This window comes from Isoptericola sp. NPDC056618 (genome assembly GCF_042792715.1).
Taxonomy (GTDB): Bacteria; Actinomycetota; Actinomycetes; order Actinomycetales; family Cellulomonadaceae; genus Isoptericola; species Isoptericola nanjingensis.
Map to the genome: position 1 here is coordinate 89,647 of NZ_JBHTVZ010000010.1, position 18,125 is coordinate 107,771.

Below are 18,125 nucleotides of genomic sequence, written 5' to 3' on the forward strand. Positions count from 1 at the left end.
TCAGCCCTCCTGCCGGGTGCGGGGGTCGAGCGCCGCGTACGCCAGGTCGGCCACGAGGTTGGCGACCAGCACGGACAGCGTGATGACGAGGAAGCAGCCCTGCATCAGCGGGTAGTCGTGGGTGGAGACCGCCTGGTAGAGCGTGTAGCCGATGCCCTGGTAGCTGAAGACCATCTCCATGACGAGCGTGCCGCCGACGACGAAGCCGAGGGCCAGGGCGAAGCTGGAGACCTGCGGCAGGATCGCGTTGCGCGCCGCGTACCCCACGACGACCGCCCGCGCGGGCAGCCCCTTGGCGTGCGCCACGGTGACGTAGTCCTCGCTGGAGACGGTGACCATCATGTTGCGCATCCCGAGGATCCAGCCGGAGATCGACGACACGACGATGGTCAGCGCCGGCAGCGTGCCGTAGTAGATCACCGAGCCGACGAACTCCCAGCTCAGCGACGGCACCATGCCGCGGTCGTAGCTGCCGTTCGACGGGAACCAGCCGAGGTTCACGGCGAACACCGCGATGGCGATGAGGCCGAGCCAGAAGTACGGCACGGCGGAGAAGAAGGTCGTGATCGGCAGCAGCGAGTCGGCCCAGGTGCCGCGCCGCCAGCCGATGCCGGTGCCCACGGCCGTCCCGAGCAGGAACGCGATGACCGTGGCGATCCCCACGAGCCCGACCGTCCACGGCAGCGCCTGCGTGACGATGTCGGCCACCGGCGTCGGGAAGTGGGTGAAGCTCAGCCCGAGGTCGCCGTGCAGCAGCATCTGCCAGTAGTGCACGTACTGGTCCCACAGGGACATGTCCTGGTCGAGCCCGAACAGGACGCGCAGCGACTCCTCGGCGTTCGAGTCGATCCGGCCCTGCATGCGCCCCATGAGGGCGGTCACCGGGTCGCCGGGCAGCAGGCGCGGCACGAAGAAGTTGATGGTGATCGCGGCCCAGGCGGTGAACAGGTAGAAGACCGCGCGGCGCAGGACGAACCTCATGCGTCCCCTCCCGTCGGTGTCGCGGTCCGCGGCACGGCCGGGGCGTCGGCCCGGTCGGAGTACCCCCAGCAGGCGGCCTGCCGCGGCTCGCCGCCCGCCCCGTGCCCGACGTCGAGCAGGGGCGGCGCCTCGGCGGCGCACAGGTCGGTGGCGAACGGGCAGCGCGGGTGGAAGCGGCAGCCCGACGGGGGCCGCACCAGGCTGGGCGGCTCCCCGCGCGGGGCCCCCGGGGGCCGCTCGGCGAGGTCCTCGGGGTCCGGGGCGGACGCCAGGAGCAGCCGCGTGTACGGGTGCTTCGGGTCCTGGGTGACCGACTCGCTGTCCCCCGACTCCACGACCCGCCCCGCGTACATCACGAGGGTGGTGTCGGCGAAGTACCGGGCGGACGCGATGTCGTGCGTGATGTAGAGGATGGCCAGGTGCAGCCGGTCGCGCAGGTCCGCGAGCAGGTTGAGGATCCCGAGCCGGATGGACACGTCGAGCATCGAGATCGGCTCGTCGGCCAGCAGCACCTCCGGGTCGGCCGCGAGCGCCCGCGCGATGGCGATGCGCTGGCGCTGCCCGCCGGACAGCTCGTGCGGGTACTTGTCGACGTACCGCTCGGCGGGCGTGAGGTGCACGCGCTCGAGCAGCTCGGCGAGCGCCCGCTCCAGCTCGTCCCCGCGCAGGCGGCCGCGGTGGATGCGCAGCGCCCGCGTGAGCGTGTACCGCACGGGGTGCACCGGGTTCAGGGAGGCGAACGGGTCCTGGAAGATCATCTGGACGCGGTTCACGTAGCGGCGGAACGCCCGGCGTCCGCGCGCCCGCGCGTCGGAGCCGCCGAGCAGCAGGCGGCCGGCGGTGGCGGGCTGGAGCTGCGCGAGCAGCCGCGCCACGGTCGACTTCCCGGAGCCGGACTCGCCGACGAGGGCCACGACGCGGCCGGCGTGCAGCGCGAGGTCCACGCCGTCGACGGCGTGCACGACGGCGCCGCGCCCGGAGCCGCCGCCCTTGACCGGGTAGTGCTTGGTGAGCCCGACGGCCTCGAGCACGGGCGCGCCGGGGTCGGTGCGGGGGGTGCCCCCCGGGGCGCCGGCGGGCGCCCCGGGGGTGGTGGTGTGCGCGGACATCAGGACGCGGGCTCCAGGTGCATGACGATCTGGGCCGCCTGGACCCCCGTGGGCTGCGGCTGGTTGTACGGGTCGTCCTCGGACGGCCAGCCGACGTAGTTCAGCGAGGAGTACTGCGCGGTGGCGGGTCGCGACCAGATCGGGATGGCCGGCACCTGCTCCACGTAGACCTGCTGGATGGTGTCCATCGCGGCCGCGCGCGCGGCGTCGTCGGTCGCGGCCGCGTAGTCGGCGAACGCCTTCGTCGCGGCGTCGTCCTGGAAGCGGCCGAAGTTCCACGTGGCCGGCTCGCCGAGCTTCTTGTACTGCGCGCCGTCGAACTGGTCGGAGTACATGTCCCAGGGGGTGGCGCCGCCGTCGGTCCAGTGCAGCGTGGCCTGGAAGTCGCCCGGCGGGACGACGTCGGCGAACCACCCGTCCTGGTTCACCGGGTTGACCGTGGCGTCCACGCCGAGCGTCGCGGCCGCGTTCTTGATGAGGTCGAGCGCGGTGAGGTAGTCGTTCCATCCGGCCGGGTCGGTGAGCTCGAAGGTGACCTTCTCGCCGTCCGGGTCGACGAGCTTCTCGCCCTCCCAGGTGTAGCCGGCGTCGGTCAGCAGCGCCTTGGCCCCCTCGACGTCGACGGCGAGGTCGGCGTCCGCGTAGGCGTCGGAGAGGTACGGCTCGCCGGCGGGCAGCGGCAGGCCGGTGGCGTTGGTCAGCGGCGGGTTCACGCCGGAGGTGGCGACGTCCACCAGCTCCTGCCGGTCGATCACCATGTTGAGCGCCTGGCGGAAGGCGACGTCGTCGAACGGCTTCTTCTCGTTGTTGAGGAAGAGCGCGTCGATGCCGAGGCCCGCCGCCGCGTACTGGTGGTAGTGCTCCGGGTCCTGCGCGATGTAGACGTTCTCGTAGTCGGCGATGAACGTCCAGCCCCACTGCGCCTCGCCGGTGGTGAGGGCCGTGGTGAGCGCGTTGTTGTCGTTGTACGACGAGTACCGGATCTCGGGGACCTTGGGCTGCCCGCCCCAGTAGTCGTCGCGCGCCGTGACGGTCGCGGCCTGCGGCGTCCACGACTCGAGCGTGTACGGCCCGGTCCCGACCGGCTCGGTGTTCGTGAACGTCGTCGGGTCCTCGACGTCCTTCCACAGGTGCTCCGGGACCATGAGCAGGTCGTAGAGCTTGGACTGGTTGACGTACTGCGGGGCCGTGAACGACACCGTCGCGGTCGTCCCGTCGGACTCGACCTTGTCGTACGGCAGAGCGGCCGCGTTGAGGCCCTCGTGGTCGATGCGCAGCTGGATCGAGAACGCGACGTCGTCGGCGGTGAAGTCCTCGCCGTCCGACCAGGTCACGCCCGACCTCGGCGTGATCACGGCCTGCGTGTAGTCCTCGTTCCACTCGATCTTCTCGGCCAGCCAGGGCTCCGGGTCCTCGGACGGCTTGGCCTGGTTGCGCATCATGAGCGGCTCGTAGATGACGAACGCGTAACCGAGCGAGAGCGCGGACGAGCCGGTCGCGAACGGCGACTGGTTCTCCGTCTGCACGCCGTTGGGCATGCCGACGGTCAGGGTCTCGGTGCCGACGCCGCCGGACGAGGCGGACGGGCTGTTCCCGCCGGTGCCGCCGCCACACGCCGCGGCCAGCATGGCCACGACCGCGGCGCTCGCGACCGCCGTGCTGAGCTTGCGGATTCTCACGGTGTGCCTCCTTGCACGAGCCCCGCCGCCGATGGCGGGGCGCTGGGTGGGTGATCGGGTGATCGGTGCTGGATGGTCAGGGCTGGTCAGGGCTGGGTGTCGGGCGCGACGACGAGGTCGACGTCGAGCCGCGGGTCGCGCACCGACCGGCCCGCGGTGAGGCGGTAGGTGCCGGGCGGGGTGGTCCAGCCGCCGGCGGCGGTGTCCCACGTCTGGAGGGCGCGGCGCGGCACGCGCACGTCGGCGGTGGCGCGCTCCCCGGGCGCGGCCTCGACGACGGCGAAGCCGCCGAGCCAGCGCACGGGCCGGGCGGGATCGGTGTCCGCCGTGCCGGGCGGCGGGGTCACGTAGACCTGCACGACCTCGCGCCCGGGCCGCGCGCCGGTGTTGCGCACCGTCACGTGCACGACGACGTCCGCGTCGCCCGGGGCGAGCCCGGGGGCGGCGAGGCCCGCGGCCTCGTAGTCCCACCTCGTCCAGCCGAGGCCGTGACCGAAGGGGGCGGCGGGCGCCGGGCCACCGGGGCCCGTGCCGGCACCGGACCCGGCACCGAGCCGCCGCTCCCAGGCCCGGTAGCCGACGTCGAGCCGTTCGGCGTAGTCGACGACGCCGGCGACGGGGATCGCGTGCGGCACCGGGACGTCCTCGGCGCGCGCGGGCAGCGTCCACGGCAGGCGGCCGGACGGCTCGGTGACGCCGGCGAGCACGTCCGCGAGCCCGGTGCCCGCCTCCTGGCCGGGCAGCCAGGCCCACAGCACCGCGGGGGCCTCGTCGTACCAGGGCAGCAGCACGGGCGCGCCCGCGTTGACGACGACCACCGTGCGCGGGTTGGCGGCCAGCACGCGCCGCACCAGCTCGTCCTGGTTGCCGGGCAGCGCCAGGTCGGCACGGTCGTAGCCCTCGGACTCGACCTCGGGCGTGGTGCCCACGACGACGACGGCGACGTCCGCCTCCCGGGCCGCGGCGGCCGCGGCCGCCAGCTCCTCCTCGGCCGACGGGCCGGGCAGCCGGTGCACCAGCGCACCGCGCACGAACCGGTCGTAGCCGACGGGGTGCACCACCTGCAGCTCCGCCTCCAGGAGGGCGCCGTCCGCGCCGCCCTCGACGGCCAGCGTCGCGGCGAGGGGGTGGTTGTGACCCGAGGCGAGGATGACGTCCTCGTCGACGACGACGTCGCCCGCGGACGCCGTCCGGCCGTCCACCGTGACCCGGTGCACGCCCACCGTGCCGACCCCCAGTTCGTGGGCGCCCGGCTCGTCGGTGCGCACGCGGGCGGTGAGCCGCAGGGCGGCGTCGTCGGGGCCGACGTCGGCGCACCAGCCCTCCCAGGCGGTCCGGGTCTCGGCGCGGCGCACGGTGCCGTCGGCCCCGAGCCACTCCAGCCTCACGCCGGGCGCGCCGGTCACGGGGTCGGTGCAGCGGGCGAGGTCGAGCGCCGGCGGGTTGCGCAGCACGCGCGACCCGGCGACGACGTCCACGACCGAGCGCGCCGGGAGCGCGTCGCGCAGCGCGTCCGCGGGGTACGTGAGGCGGTCGGGGACCACGAACGACGAGCCCCCGCCCTGGAAGAACGGCTCCGCCGCGTGCGCGCCGAGCAGGGCGACGCGCAGCGGAGCGGCGCCGTCGTCCGTGTCGACCAGCGGCACCAGGCCGTCGTCGTCCTTGAGCACGACGACGGAGCGGGCGACGAGCTCGCGCAGCAGCGGCGCCGGGTCCTCGGCCGCGACCGCCGGGAGGGCGCTGCCGGCGCCCGGCAGCGGGAGCCGCCCGACGCGGTGCGCGAGACGCAGCAGCCGGCGCACCTTGTCGTCGAGCTCGGCGACCGTCACCTCGCCGGACCGGACGGCGTCGAGCAGGCCGTCCCCCCACGGCCCGTCCGGGCCGGGCATCTGCAGGTCGAGCCCGCCGTGCACGGCCGCGGCCACCGAGTGCGTGGCCACCCAGTCGCTCACGACCAGACCGTCGAAACCCCACTCGTCCTTGAGCACGCCGGTGAGCAGGGGGCGGTGCTCGAGGGCGGGCGCGGCGGTGGTGCCGTCGTCGACCCCGCTGTACGCGCCCATGACGCTCCACGCGCCGGCGGCGACGAGCCGCTCGAACGGCGCCAGGTACACCTCGCGCAGCGTCCGCTCGTCGACGCGGGCGAGATAGCGGGTGCGGTCGGTCTCGGAGTCGTTGGCCACGTAGTGCTTCACGCACATCCCGACGCCCCGGTCCTGCGCCGCGCCGACGAGCGCGACGGCGACCTCGGCCGTGAGGTGCGGGTCCTCGGAGTAGCACTCGAAGTGCCGGCCGCCGACGGGCGTGCGCTGCAGGTTGACCTGCGGCGCCAGGACCATGTCGACCCCGTGCCGGCGGGCCTCGGCAGCGAACAGCTCCCCCGCCCGGCGCGCCAGGCGGACGTCCCATGTGGCCGCGAGCGCCGACGGCGCGGGCAGCATCGCGGAGGTGCCGCGGCCGTACGGGTCGCGCACCCCCACGGGGCCGTCGGACATGACGACGGGCTCGAGCCCGATCCGTGCGACGGCGCGGGTCGCCCACATGGACGCGCCGACCACGAGGGCGGCCTTCTCCTCGACGCCGAGGAGGTCGACGAGCGCGTCGATCTCCCGATCGGTGCTGGCGTCGGTGCTGGTGACAGCGGTCTGCGATGACACGCGGCGGTACTCCCTCGTCCTGGTCGGCGTCGACTGGCGCCCAGTGAAGCACAGTTACTGACAGGTAAGTAAGTAGCGCAAGGTCACAGTATGGTGACGCCATGGCAGACGGCAGCACCCCGCGACGGACCCGCCCCTCGAAGGCGGAGCGGCGCGAGGAGATCCTCGCGGCGGCGACGCGCGTGTTCGGCTCGAAGGGCTACCACGCGGGGTCGCTGGTCGACGTCGCGGAGCAGGTGGGCATCACCCACGCGGGCGTGCTGCACCACTTCGGCAGCAAGGACAAGCTCCTGTGGGCGGTGCTGGAGTACCGCGACCGGGTGGACGTCGAGCATCTCGAGGGGCAGCACATCCCCGGCGGGCTCGACCTGTTCCGGCACCTGATGACCACCGCGCGGATCAACGCCGACCGGCGCGGCATCGTGCAGGCCTACTCGGTGCTCACCGGAGAGTCCGTCACGGACGGCCACCCGGCGGCCGCGTGGGTCACGGAGCGCTTCACGGTGCTGCGCGGCGAGATCGCCACGGCCCTCCTGCAGGTGGCGCAGGAGCGCGGCGTGGCGCTCGAGGAGGCCCGGGCCCGCAGCGCCGCGAGCGCCGTCATCGGCGTCATGGACGGCCTGCAGGTGCAGTGGCTCCTGGACCCGGACGCCGTCGATCTCGCGCAGGAGACGGCGTTCGCGATCGAGGCGATCCTCGCCGCCGTCCTCGCCGGGCCGGACGCCCCGCACGTCGTCCCCGCGAGGTAGTACGGGTCTCCGCGAGGTAGCAGAAGTCCCGCGAGGTGGTGGTGCGCACCACCTCGCGGGACTCGGTACTACTCGCAGCGGTCAGCCGGTCACCAGGGTGAGGTCGTAGGCGTCGAGGATCTCGCCCACGGGCTGGAAGAACGTCGTGCCGCCGGACGTGCAGTCGCCGGAACCGCCGGACGTCACGCCCTGCGCCTGGTCGCCCGCCAGCAGCGAGCCGCCGGAGTCGCCCGGCTCCGCGCACACGTCGGTGCGGATGAGCCCGTCGACCGTGCCCTCGGCGTAGGAGACCGAGACGTCGAGCGCCTCGACCGTGCCGCAGTGCCAGCCCGACGTGGAGCCGGAGCGGCACACCTGGGCCCCCACCGGCGCCGGCTCGGCGCCCGCGACGGCGACCTGGCCGCCGGCCCAGTCGTTCACGGCACCGACGGGCGTGCTGCCGGGCCCCACCTGGACGTACCCGTAGTCGTCGCCGGGGAAGCTCGACCCGGCGAACGTCCCCTCCGGCTGCGACGTCGGGTCGCCCGCGGAGCCGCAGTGCCCCGCGGTGACGAAGCCGTCGGTGACGGCGAAGCCCACCGAGCAGCGCGACGCCCCGTTGATGTAGTACGCGTTGCCGCCGACGACGTCGTCCAGCACGCGCGGCCGTTCGGCCGTCGTGCTCAGCGTGACGGCGCCGCTCGGCACGCCCGCGGCGGCCAGCACGTCGTCGACGCCGGCCCGGGCGTCCGAGCCCGCCAGCGTCTCGACCACGAGCGTGTTGTCCCGCACGTCCACGTGCCAGCCGGTCACGCCGGCGGCCGCGGCGGCGTCGTCACCCAGGTCCGCGGCCCAGCCCTCGAGCTGGTCGAGCGAGTACCGGGCGTCGACGGCCCGGGCGCCCGCCGCCCGCACCGCGGCGTCCGCGGCGCCGCTCGACGTGGCGACGTACAGCCGGTCCCGCTCCGGGTCGAGCCAGGTGCCGGCGAAGTCGTCGCCGAGCTCCTCCCGCAGCCGCTCCTGCGCGGCCGCGGCGTCGTCCTGGAAGTCGAGCCGTTCGACGGCGCGCTCCCTCGACACGCCGAGGTCGTCCGTCATGGCCTGCAGGAGCCCCGCCGGATAGCGGTCCGCGCCCGCGACGTCGTCGTCGGGGTCCGGACCGGCGGCCTGGGCCGTCGCCGCGGTCGCCGCGAGCGTGAGCCCGGCGGCCGTGGCGGCCATCGTCCTGAAGGTCGTGCGTCTCATCGGAGAATTCCTTCCGTCAGGTACCGGACGGTTGCCCGGCGCACCACACGCTACGGGGACGACCAGCCCCCGGCCAGGGCGCGCCCAGGCTGCAGACCGGGTGCACACTGATCCGTTGTGCACCCGATCCCGTGGCTGCGCCCGCACCGGGTGCCCGCGAACTCCCCCGCGTCACCCGCGAGCCTGCGCCGCCGCCCGGCCCAGGTGGTCACCCTCGCCTTCCTCGCGACGATCGCCACCGGCACGGCCCTGCTGAGCCTGCCGATCAGCGCCACGGGGAGGAACGCGAGCTTCGTCGAGGCGTTGTTCACCGCGACGTCCGCAACCTGCGTGACCGGCCTCGCCGTCGTCGACACCGAGACGTTCTGGACGCCGTTCGGGCAGGTCGTGATCCTGCTGCTCATCCAGGTGGGCGGGTTCGGGGTCATGACGCTGGCGTCGCTGCTCGGCCTGCTGCTGACCCGTCGTCTGGGGCTCAGCACCCGGCTGGTGGCGACCGAGTCCACGCGGTCCGTCGGGATGGGCGACGTGCGACGCGTGCTGCTCGGGGTGCTGCGGTTCACGGTCGTGACGGAGCTGGTGGTGGCCACGGTGCTCACGGCGCGGTTCGCCGCCGCCTACGACGAGCCGCTCGGCCACGCCGTCTGGTCCGGCGTCTTCCATGCCGTGTCCGCGTTCAACAACGCGGGCTTCTCGATCTACAGCCAGAACCTCCTGCCGTTCGTCGCCGACCCCTGGGTGTGCCTGCCGATCTGCGCCGCGATCATCATCGGCGGCCTCGGCTTCCCCGTGCTGCTCGAGCTGTGGCGCCTGCACCGCACCCGCCGGACCGAGGAGGGCCCGACCGACCTCGCCCGGCTGTCGCGCTGGAGCGTGCACACGCGGCTCACCGTGCTGATGACGGCGGTGCTGCTGGTGGTGGGCACGGTGTTCTTCCTCGCGGCCGAGTGGCGCAACCCCGGCACGTTCGGCCCGCTCGACCCGCCGGCGAAGGTGCTGGCCGCGTTCACGCAGGCGGTGATGCCCCGCACCGCCGGCTTCAACTCCGTGGACCTGTCGCAGGCCAACAACGGCACCTGGTTCTTCACCGACATGCTCATGTTCGTCGGCGCCGGGTCGGGCGGCACCGCCGGCGGCATCAAGGTGACGACGTTCGCCGTCCTCGCCGTCGCGATCTGGTCGGAGCTGCGCGGCGACCCCGACGCCACGCTCTGGGACCGGCGCCTCACGCCGAGCACCCAGCGGCAGGCGCTCACCGTCGCGCTCGTCGGCGTCGCGGCCGTGGTGCTGCCCACCCTCGCGATCACGCTCTCCACCAGCCTGTTCACCCTGGACCAGGTGCTGTACGAGGTGATCTCGGCGTTCAGCACCACCGGCCTGTCCACCGGGATCACCGCGGACATGCAGCCCTGGCACCAGCTGGTGCTCGTGGCCCTGATGTTCCTCGGCCGGCTCGGGCCCATCACCCTCGGCACCGGCCTCGCGATGCGCGACCGGCAGCGCCTCTACCGGCGCCCGGAGGCGGCCGTCGTCATCGGCTGACGACCCCGCCACGCATCGAGCGTGCTGCATCGATCCTCGGACGGCCGGCTCGAGGGTCGATTCGGCACCGACCTCGACGTGTCAGCAGTTCTTTCCGGCGTACGTGCCGACGGCCTGAGCGGATTCCTGGAACTCCGAGCCCGTCATCGCGGACATGGCCTCCTGCAGCTTCGTCATCGCCTCGGCGTCGGTGGGGTCCTCGGCCGCGGCGCCCAGGCCGTCCGTCGCGGTGCGGAACGACGTGGTCAGCGTCTCCCAGTCGTCGGCGATCTCCGCGGGCGGCTCGCCCACGCCCTCGAGCGTGGTGGTGAGCTCCTCGAGCTTGTCGACGGTGGGCTGCAGGTCGGCGGGGTCGACGTCGCCCATCGCCGAGGACGCCTCGGTGAGGGTCTGGACGGCGCCGCACACGTCGCCGCCGGCCGCCTCGTCGGCCGGGGCCTCCTCCTCGGCGGGGCTCTCCTCGGCCGGGCTCTCCTCGGCGGCCTGCTCCTCGGCGGCGGGCGTGCCCTCGCCGGAGCCCGAGTCGCCCGAGCCGCCGCAGGCGGCCAGGCCGAGGGAGAGCAGGGCGGCGGCGGCCACGGCGGCGGCACGGGTCATGGTCAGTCGGTTGCGCATGGTGACCATGGTGGCCGACCGGCGTCGCTCGCGCGCCCGGGCGCGACGGGGAGAACTCCCCATGTGGCACAGCCCACGGACGGCAGGCTCCCACGCGGAGAGACCAGTCCGGCGGGAGGTCGGACCGGCGGGAGGTCAGTCGGCAGGACGGAGGAAGCCGTCGCGCACCAGGCCGCGGACGGCGGGCAGCAGCTCGGAGCGGAGGTCGTCGACGGGGACGTCGAGCAGCGCGCCCAGCGCCCCGACGATCTGCCCGACGGCGAGCTCGCCGTCGCACACCCCGACGAAGGCCGCGAGGCCGGTCGAGGCGTGCACCCCGCGCCCCAGCCCGTCGCCCTGCCGGATCACGACGACGTTCGGGTCCGCCTGCCCGGGCGTGTGGAACCGCTCCTCGGTGACGTCGTCCGCCGCCACGAGGTGGGCCTCGGCCAGCGCGGCGTCGTCGTGCGCCTCGAGCCAGTCGTGCGCCGCGAGCGACGCCGCGACGTGCGCGCCGAGCGGCTGGTGCACCGACCCGGTGTGCTCCTCGAGGCGGCGCAGCGTGGGGCGCGCGTCGCCCGTGGGCCGGCGGAGGGTGACGATGCCGAAGCCGACGGACTCGACGTCGCGGGACGCGAAGTCGTCCAGCCACGCGCCGTAGGCGGCGGCCCAGGCGCCCGGCTCGCGCTCGGGGGTCGTGCCGCCGTCGCGGATCCACGTCTCCGCGTACTCGGCCGGGTCGAGCACCTCGCGCTGGATCACCCAGCCGTCCAGGCCGGCCGCGTCGAGCCAGGCGCCCACCCGCTCGTCCCACGGCTCGCCGCGGCGGTGCTCCCAGTTGCCCAGCAGCTGCGCGACCCCGCCCGGCGCGAGCACGCCGCCGACGTCGCGCACCAGGTCGCGCACCAGGTCGTCGCCCGAGCGGCCGCCGTCGCGGTACTCGTAGTCGCCCAGCGCCTCCGCCACCGCGGCGCCCGCCGCGCCGGCGTGCGGGGTGATGACGAACGGCGGGTTGGAGACCACGAGGTCGAAGCTCTCCCCCGCCACCGGGTCGAGCATCGACCCGTGCCGCAGCGCGACGTCGACCCCCTCCGCCGGGGTGTTGAGCACGAGGTTGAACCGGGCGAAGCCGAGCGCCCGCCGGGACAGGTCGGTCGCCACGACCTGGCGGGCGTGCCGCGCCGCGTGCAGCGCCTGGATGCCGCAGCCCGTGCCGAGGTCGAGCACGCGACCCACGGGCGTGCGGGCCGTGACCTGGGCCAGCGTCGTCGAGGCGCCGCCGGCACCCAGCACGTGGTCGGTCGCCAGGCGGCCGCCCGTGGCCAGCTCGGCGAGGTCGCTCGCCAGCCACCACGACGCGTCGCCGGCCGCGTCGACGGCGGCGTACGGGCGCAGGTCGACGACGGCGTGCACGGCGTCGTCGTCGCCCTCGCCGGCGGCGGCCACCAGGCCGAGGCGCGTGGCGCCGGCGGTGCCGACGCCGGGCAGCGCGCGGTCGAGCGCCGCGCGCGGCACGTCGTCGCCGAGCAGGAAGAGGCGGGCCAGCGTCGCGCGCGGCTCGTGCGCGGCGGCGACGTCGGCGAGCGCGCGGCGGGCGGGCACGGTCTGCTCGCGGTGCAGCGCCGCGGACGCGACGTCGCCCAGCACCTCGCCCACGCCGTCGACGGTGTAGCCCGCCGCCGTCAGGCTCGACCGCAGCGCGTCGACCAGGGGCGCGGCGTGCCCCGCCGCGCCGGGCACCGGCGCTGAGGCGGGCGTCGACGCGGGTGTCGAGGAAGTGCCGCGCGTCGTCATCGGCCCGCGCACTCCGTCGACAGGAACACGGTGATGTCCTTGGCCGCGGCCGTGGCGTCGGCGGTGTCGTCGGCCGTGATCGCGCCGGCCATCGCGGAGCTGACCGCGTCCGCGTCGTCCTCGTCGACGTCCTCGAACGCCGTCTCCGCGCTGCCCAGGTAGTCGGCCATCACGCCCCAGGGCTTCGCCACCCCCTCGGGCGCCTCCACCGCGGCCATCGCCTCGTCCGCGGTGCGGAAGCTCTGCACCAGCGCGCGCGGGTGCTCGGGGCTGAGGTCCACGAGGGCACGGTTCGTCGTGGACCAGGCCTGCTGCAGCCCCGCGCACGTCTCGTGGTCGAGGCCGGACTCGTCCTTGCCGCCGTCCGTCGCGTCGGCGCTCGGGTCGGGTGACGCCGACCCGGAGCCCTTCGACCGGCTCGGCTCGCCCTCGACGCCCATCGAGAGGTCGCCCGGGATCGAGACCGCCGGGGCGGGCTCCGCGACCGGCTCCGCGCCGTCGTCGGACTGCCCGCAGCCGGCCAGCGCGGCCCCCGCGACGAGCATCCCCACGACGACGACCGGGAGCTGGCGGGGCAGGAGGCGGGCGCGGCGCATCCCCCTATGGTGCGTCACCCGCCCGCGCGCGCGGAAATCACCCCTCAGCCGGCGGGCGCGTCGCCCTGGGTGTCGTCGTCCGTGTCGTCGTCCGTGTCGTCGTGCGTGTCCTCCCCCGCGTCACCCTCCGCGTCGGTCGGCGCGTCCGTCGCGCCGCAGCCGGCCTTGAGGAAGGTCGTGACGCGGTTCGACGCGGCCGTCATCGCCGCCGTGTCCAGGTTCGCCAGCGCGTCCGCGACGGCGGACGCGACCTCGTCCTCGCCGGCCGCCTCGATCTCGTCGGCGACCACGCTGACGTAGGTCGCGACGGTGAGCCAGTCGTCCCGCACCTCCGTGGGCGGACGGACCTCGGCGAGCGCGTCGCGGGCACCCACGAAGCCGCGCCGGAGGGTGGCCGGGTCGTCGGCCGTCATCCCGATCTGCAGGGACGCCGCCCGCGACCACGCGGCCTGCACCACCGGGCACTCGTCGGGCGGGCCGGCCGACAGGACGGCCTCCGCGGGCGCGCCCGCGTCCGCGACGAAGCCGGCCGCCACCCCGACGCCGAGCCCCAGGAGCAGGGACAGCGCGCCCGCGGCGGCGAGGGAGGACCGACGGCGCCAGGGCCCCGGCACCGGTCGCCTCAGGCGACCGAGCAGTCCGCGCGAGGCGCCGGAAGCGCGTCTCGTCCTGGCCCTCATGCTGCCGAAGGGTACCGGGAGAGCGCCCGGCGCCGGAACGTCGCCGCAGGTGGGAGGGCGCCGCTTGACCCGTGGCGGGCGTTCGGCCAGATTACGCGCGTGACCTCTACCACGCCCGGCCTGTGGGTGCATCCCGAGAACGACCCGCGAGCGACGGGCGTCGACCCGGTCGGCGAGAAGGAGACCCTCTGGGAATACCTCTGCCGCTACCGCATGACCCTGGTCATGAAGTGCGAGGGCCTCGACGCATCCCAGCTCGCGCGCCGCGCCGTGCCGCCGTCGACCCTCTCCCTGCTCGGGCTCGTCCGGCACCTCGCGAACGTCGAGCACCACTGGTTCCGCCGGGTGCTGCAGAGCCGCGACGAGCGCGGCCCGTTCGAGCTGCCCGGCTACCCCGACGTCGACTTCGACGGCGCCCTCCCCGACGCGACCTGCGTCGAGGAGGCGTGGGACGCCTGGCACCGTGCCGTCGAGGTCGCCGACGAGTGCTTCGCCGGCGAGGACCTGGGCCGCGAGGTGCCCTACGACGGCGGGACCGTCGAGGCGCGCGACGTGCTGCTGCACGTGCTCGAGGAGTACGCCCGGCACATGGGCCACGTGGACCTGCTGCGCGAGTGCATCGACGGGCGCACCGGGCTGTAGCCCGCGCTGTGGCCCCGCCCGCGGCCGCGTAGCGTGCCGACCATGGCGGGTGTGCGGAGCTTCCTCAGCGGCGTCCTGGTCCTGCTCGCGGTGCTGGCGGCGGTGGTCACGGTGCCCGCCCGGTACGTCGAGGGCACGCTGCTGGACACAGAGTCGTACGTCGCGGCGACGGCGCCGCTGGCGGACGAGATCACCACGCAGGACGCCGTCGCCGAGGCGCTGACCGGCACCGTGGTCGGCCAGATCGACTCGGGGGTGCTCGCCGGCGCGCTGCGGCCCGTGATCGGCGAGGTGGCGGACCTCTTCGTCCGCTCCGACGCCTTCCCGCCCGCGTGGGAGGAGGCCACCCGGCAGGGGCACGCCGCGACCGTGGCGGTGCTGCGCGACGAGAGCGACGTCGTCGACGCCGCGGACGGCGTGGTGACGCTGCCCCTCGACCCGTTCCTGGAGTCGATCGGTCAGGCGCTGCGCGACCGCGGGCTGCCCGTTCCGGAGGGCTTCGCGTCGACCGGCGCGGACGTCGTCCTGTACGCGTCGGACAACCTCTCCACCGCCCAGTCGGCCGTCGCCGTCCTGGACCGGTGGACCCCCTGGGCGCTGCCGGCGACGGTGCTGCTCGCCGTGCTGGCGGCGCTCGCCGCCCGGCCCGGCCGGCGCCTGCGCACGGTCGCCGTCACGGGGGCGCTGACCGCCGTCGCGATGCTGGTGCTCCTCGTGCTGCTGCCGGAGGCCGTGCAGGCGGGCTTCGCCGGGCTCGACGTCGGCGAGGCGGGACGCCAGGTGCTGGACGACACCGTCGACGCCCTCCTGGTGCCGCTGCGCACCCAGCTGTGGTGGGCGTTCGGGATCGCCGCGGCGGTGGGGGTCGGCGCGGGGGTCACGGCCGGCGTGCTGCGCCGCGGCCGCCCGGCCTGATCCTCGGCCCGGACCTGCCGCCCGGGCGTCGGCCCGGGCGGCAGGTGCGACTCAGTCGCCGGAGGCCGCCCAGAAGAGGGCCTGGGCGGCCTGGCCCAGACCGCCCTTCGGGTGGGTGCGGAAGAACACCGACGTGCCGAAGACGACGGCCCGCGCGCCGGACTCCGCCTCGCCCGAGACCACGGCCGCGTGGCCCGCCGCCGCGTCGGGGCCGCCGGACCCCGTGCCCGACGGCGCCCAGTGGCCGGCGAGGAACGGCCGGTCCGCGTCGTAGGACTGCTCGGCCGTGGTGCCCTCGCCGAGGTCGGTGAACCAGGTCGCCGGGTAGACGAACGCCTGGTCCTGCGGGTGCGCGGACAGGAACGACGAACCGGCGGTGTCGACGTCGACGATCCCGTTGCCCGACCGGTTGCCCGTGACCGCCGAGCCCTCCACGAGCCCGTACGTCTCGGCGACGGCGAACGCGGCCGCCGTGCGGCCCACGACCGAGCCGCCGTCGTCCACCCAGCCCTGCACGGCCGCCCGGCCCGCGCCGCCGGCCGGCAGCGTCAGCGCCGACCCGACCCACAGGACGTCGGCGTCCTCGAGCCCCGTCGTCCCGGTGGCCGCGCCGGCCTCGATGCCGCCGGCCGTCACCCGGACCAGGTCGTCGAAGCCGAGCTCGGTCAGGGACAGCAGGTCGTCCTGGGTACCGGCGTACGCGACCGTGAGGTCGTCGAGCTCCGCCGCCTCGTCGAGCCGGCGCAGCTCCTGCCGGGTCGCGGCCTCGAAGGGGACGTCGTGCTCGCGTGCGACCTCGCGGACCGTCCGGCCGTCCCCGCGGCCGACGACGGCGCGCCCGTCGTCCAGGAGCCAGACCGGGACGTCCTCCTCCAGCAGCGCGTTGAGCGCGCGGTAGTCCTCGACCCCCGCGACGTCGAACGCGACGTGGCGCGCCCCGTGCGGCACCCGCGCGTCCGACGGCTCGCCGCGCAGCGGCACCACCTTCCCGACCGGCCGGTCCGTGGTCGACCCGACACTGTCGACCGTCGCGCCCCACAGGGACGACAGGCTCCACGCCGAGATGTCGTACATCGACGGCACCCTCGCCGAGATGTCCGTGCCCAGGTCGAGCAGGGCGTTCGCCAGGCCCCGCAGCGGCTGGTGCAGGTCGACGACGAACGACCCGCGCGGGTAGGTCGTGCCGCCGACGCGGGTGCTGCGCGCCAGCGTGCCCACCTCCACGCCGTGGAACAGGAGCTGGTCCACCAGCGCCTCGGCGTCGGCGGCCGAGCGCTGCTCGTCGCCGACCGGGATCACGTAGGCGCGCGGCAGGTCGACCGGGTCCTGGTCGTCGACCACGTCCCAGTGCTGCTTCCACTCGTCCGGTCCGGGCACGGCCGCCACGTCGTCGACCGTCAGCGCGTCCTTCGGCTCGCCGGCCGCGCCGCGGCGGAACGCCTCGATCTGGTCGGCCAGCATGGCGTCGTCGTGGCCGGCCACGTAGTCGATCATCGAGGTCATCGTCCGCTTCGCCACCGCCGTGTTGACGGCGGCGTCCTCGGGCGTGGTGGCCGGCCCGGTCCGACCCTTCGGCAGCTCGACGGTGCTGGTCGTGGCACCGTGGAAGGCCGCGTACTGGGCGGTGAAGATCGGCGGGTAGTCGTCCCAGCCGGACGGCGTGTCGCGGTACGGGATCTTGATGAAGCCGGTGTTCTCGTCGACCGCCTCGTCCGTGGCCGGGTCGTAGTAGGTGTTCCCGGGGATCTCTGCCGCGACCACGTCGTCCTCGACCTGGCGCGCGATCGCGTACCCGTGGGGGATGAACAGGTCGTACTCGTAGTTCTCGCCGTGCGGCGGGCCGCACGGCTCCACCTGCAGCACGTCGGTGTACCCGTGGAAGTCGGCCGCGTAGAGCGGCTGGAGCGCCTGCGCCGTCGCGACGAAGGACCGCGACTCGGGCGTCGCCCCGGTGATCATGTCGCGGTTGGCGTCGAGGCTCAGGCTCGTCGCCCGGGTGCCGAGGGTGCGCCCGTCGGGGTTGAGTGTCAGCGAGAAGTACAGCCGGTGGTCCTCGAGCAGGGCTGCGGTGGCCGCGTCGTCCGACGTCGCCAGGTCGTCGATGACCTGCATCGCGGCGTCGGTGCCCTCCCACTCGTTGCCGTGGATGTTGGCGCTGATCCACAGCGGCGTCTTGTAGCCCTCGGCGAGGCGGCGGTCGGTCGCGGCCCGCTCCGGGGAGGTGCGGATCTCCTCCCGCCAGCGGGTCTGCTGCGCCGTCTCGCGGCGGGACTCCGGTGCCGTCACGGTCACCAGGTACAGGTCTCGGCCCGCCGTGGAGCGCCCCACCACCTGGGTCGAGACCCGGTCGCTCGAGGCCATGAGGGCCGTCAGCCGCGGCGCGATCTCGGCGTGGCTGATCGTGCCGTTGAGGTCGGTCGCGTCGTCGTCCTCCGGCGGGTACACGGTCAGGTCGGGCTGGGACGGGTAGGCGCGGGGCATGTCGATCGCGCCGCCCGTCGTCCCGCCGCCGCGGCCGTTTCCGTGCCCGGAGCGCTGTGCCGTGCGTGCGAGCTCGGCGAACGACGCCGCGCCGACCGCGGGCGCGTCCCGCTCAGGGCCGCGGCCCGGGCGGTCCGGGCGGTCGTCGGCGGCGGCCGTGCCGACGAGCGTCGTCGCCAGGAGGGTGAGGGTGCCGAGCACCGCGACGGTGCGTGGGAGCTTCATGGGTCTCCTTCTCGTCGTCGTCGGCGTGGACTCCGTCGTCCCGCCCGGGGGCCGACGCCGAGCGCCGACCCCCGACCAGCATGTCGTGACCCGGGGGCTTCGGCACGGCCGGAAACACGATGTTCACCGGGGACGCCGGGCGACGGGGACTATCCGCTTGCGCACGTCTCCCCCGGAGGGGTCGGATGGCGCCATGACTGATCCCGCCTCCACGCCCGAGGCACGCCGGTCCCCCGACCTGTGGGTGGACCCCGAGG

Annotated in this window: 14 protein-coding genes; 4 read left to right on the plus strand and 10 right to left on the minus strand. The window is 74.8% G+C overall.

Going from position 1 to position 18,125, the window contains the following annotated elements; all coding sequences use genetic code 11:
* The 4 genes from ACFQ8T_RS13490 to ACFQ8T_RS13505 form a co-directional block, all read right to left on the minus strand.
* Positions 1 to 981, minus strand: coding sequence for an ABC transporter permease (locus ACFQ8T_RS13490; RefSeq protein ID WP_430547033.1), 981 nt, complete (start codon positions 979 to 981; stop codon positions 1 to 3).
* Entirely contained in the window at positions 978 to 2,090 is a 1,113-nt protein-coding gene (locus ACFQ8T_RS13495) for an ABC transporter ATP-binding protein (RefSeq protein ID WP_430547034.1), read from the minus strand. Before ACFQ8T_RS13495 ends, ACFQ8T_RS13490 begins: the two co-directional genes overlap by 4 nt.
* Positions 2,090 to 3,769 (minus strand): ABC transporter substrate-binding protein, encoded by a 1,680-nt coding sequence (locus ACFQ8T_RS13500; protein WP_430547035.1) that lies wholly within the window; start codon positions 3,767 to 3,769, stop codon positions 2,090 to 2,092. The genes ACFQ8T_RS13495 and ACFQ8T_RS13500 overlap by 1 nt, the downstream gene beginning before the upstream one ends.
* A gap of 86 nt (positions 3,770 to 3,855) precedes the next feature.
* Positions 3,856 to 6,426: a beta-glucosidase gene (locus tag ACFQ8T_RS13505; RefSeq protein WP_430547036.1), complete on the minus strand. Its 2,571-nt coding sequence runs from the start codon at positions 6,424 to 6,426 to the stop codon at positions 3,856 to 3,858.
* Positions 6,427 to 6,527: 101 nt separating this feature from the next.
* Here ACFQ8T_RS13505 and ACFQ8T_RS13510 point away from each other — a divergent pair, with 101 nt between their 5' ends.
* Positions 6,528 to 7,175 carry a TetR/AcrR family transcriptional regulator gene (locus ACFQ8T_RS13510; protein WP_430547037.1) on the plus strand — a complete coding sequence of 216 codons (648 nt, stop codon included), beginning with the start codon at positions 6,528 to 6,530 and terminating at the stop codon, positions 7,173 to 7,175.
* Between the two features lie 81 nt (positions 7,176 to 7,256).
* Here ACFQ8T_RS13510 and ACFQ8T_RS13515 read toward each other — a convergent pair whose 3' ends face one another.
* Positions 7,257 to 8,399 carry a S1 family peptidase gene (locus ACFQ8T_RS13515; RefSeq protein WP_430547038.1) on the minus strand — a complete coding sequence of 381 codons (1,143 nt, stop codon included), beginning with the start codon at positions 8,397 to 8,399 and terminating at the stop codon, positions 7,257 to 7,259.
* Positions 8,400 to 8,516: 117 nt separating this feature from the next.
* Between ACFQ8T_RS13515 and ACFQ8T_RS13520 the strand changes: the two genes are divergently transcribed.
* Positions 8,517 to 9,941 carry a TrkH family potassium uptake protein gene (locus tag ACFQ8T_RS13520; protein WP_430547039.1) on the plus strand — a complete coding sequence of 475 codons (1,425 nt, stop codon included), beginning with the start codon at positions 8,517 to 8,519 and terminating at the stop codon, positions 9,939 to 9,941.
* A gap of 81 nt (positions 9,942 to 10,022) precedes the next feature.
* On the opposite strand, the gene ACFQ8T_RS13525 is transcribed toward ACFQ8T_RS13520, so the two are convergent.
* From ACFQ8T_RS13525 to ACFQ8T_RS13540, 4 genes are all read right to left on the minus strand, one after another.
* Positions 10,023 to 10,556: a hypothetical protein gene (locus tag ACFQ8T_RS13525; protein WP_430547040.1), complete on the minus strand. Its 534-nt coding sequence runs from the start codon at positions 10,554 to 10,556 to the stop codon at positions 10,023 to 10,025.
* 135 nt (positions 10,557 to 10,691) lie between these two features.
* Positions 10,692 to 12,329, minus strand: a complete 1,638-nt coding sequence (locus ACFQ8T_RS13530) for a methyltransferase (RefSeq protein WP_430547041.1) — start codon at positions 12,327 to 12,329, stop codon at positions 10,692 to 10,694.
* Positions 12,326 to 12,925, minus strand: a complete 600-nt coding sequence (locus tag ACFQ8T_RS13535; RefSeq protein WP_430547042.1) for a hypothetical protein — start codon at positions 12,923 to 12,925, stop codon at positions 12,326 to 12,328. The genes ACFQ8T_RS13530 and ACFQ8T_RS13535 overlap by 4 nt, the downstream gene beginning before the upstream one ends.
* Before the next feature lie 44 nt (positions 12,926 to 12,969).
* Positions 12,970 to 13,539 carry a hypothetical protein gene (locus ACFQ8T_RS13540; protein WP_430547043.1) on the minus strand — a complete coding sequence of 190 codons (570 nt, stop codon included), beginning with the start codon at positions 13,537 to 13,539 and terminating at the stop codon, positions 12,970 to 12,972.
* A 165-nt stretch (positions 13,540 to 13,704) separates the two neighbouring features.
* Between ACFQ8T_RS13540 and ACFQ8T_RS13545 the strand changes: the two genes are divergently transcribed.
* Together ACFQ8T_RS13545 and ACFQ8T_RS13550 are read left to right on the plus strand one after the other, a co-directional pair.
* Complete coding sequence (locus ACFQ8T_RS13545) at positions 13,705 to 14,247, plus strand: DinB family protein (protein ID WP_430547044.1); 543 nt, start codon at positions 13,705 to 13,707, stop codon at positions 14,245 to 14,247.
* Between the two features lie 42 nt (positions 14,248 to 14,289).
* Complete coding sequence (locus tag ACFQ8T_RS13550) at positions 14,290 to 15,162, plus strand: hypothetical protein (RefSeq protein WP_430547045.1); 873 nt, start codon at positions 14,290 to 14,292, stop codon at positions 15,160 to 15,162.
* Between the two features lie 51 nt (positions 15,163 to 15,213).
* Here ACFQ8T_RS13550 and ACFQ8T_RS13555 read toward each other — a convergent pair whose 3' ends face one another.
* On the minus strand, positions 15,214 to 17,868 hold the full coding sequence (locus ACFQ8T_RS13555; protein ID WP_430547046.1) for a M14 family zinc carboxypeptidase: 2,655 nt from the start codon (positions 17,866 to 17,868) through the stop codon (positions 15,214 to 15,216).
* Positions 17,869 to 18,125 lie beyond the last annotated feature (257 nt).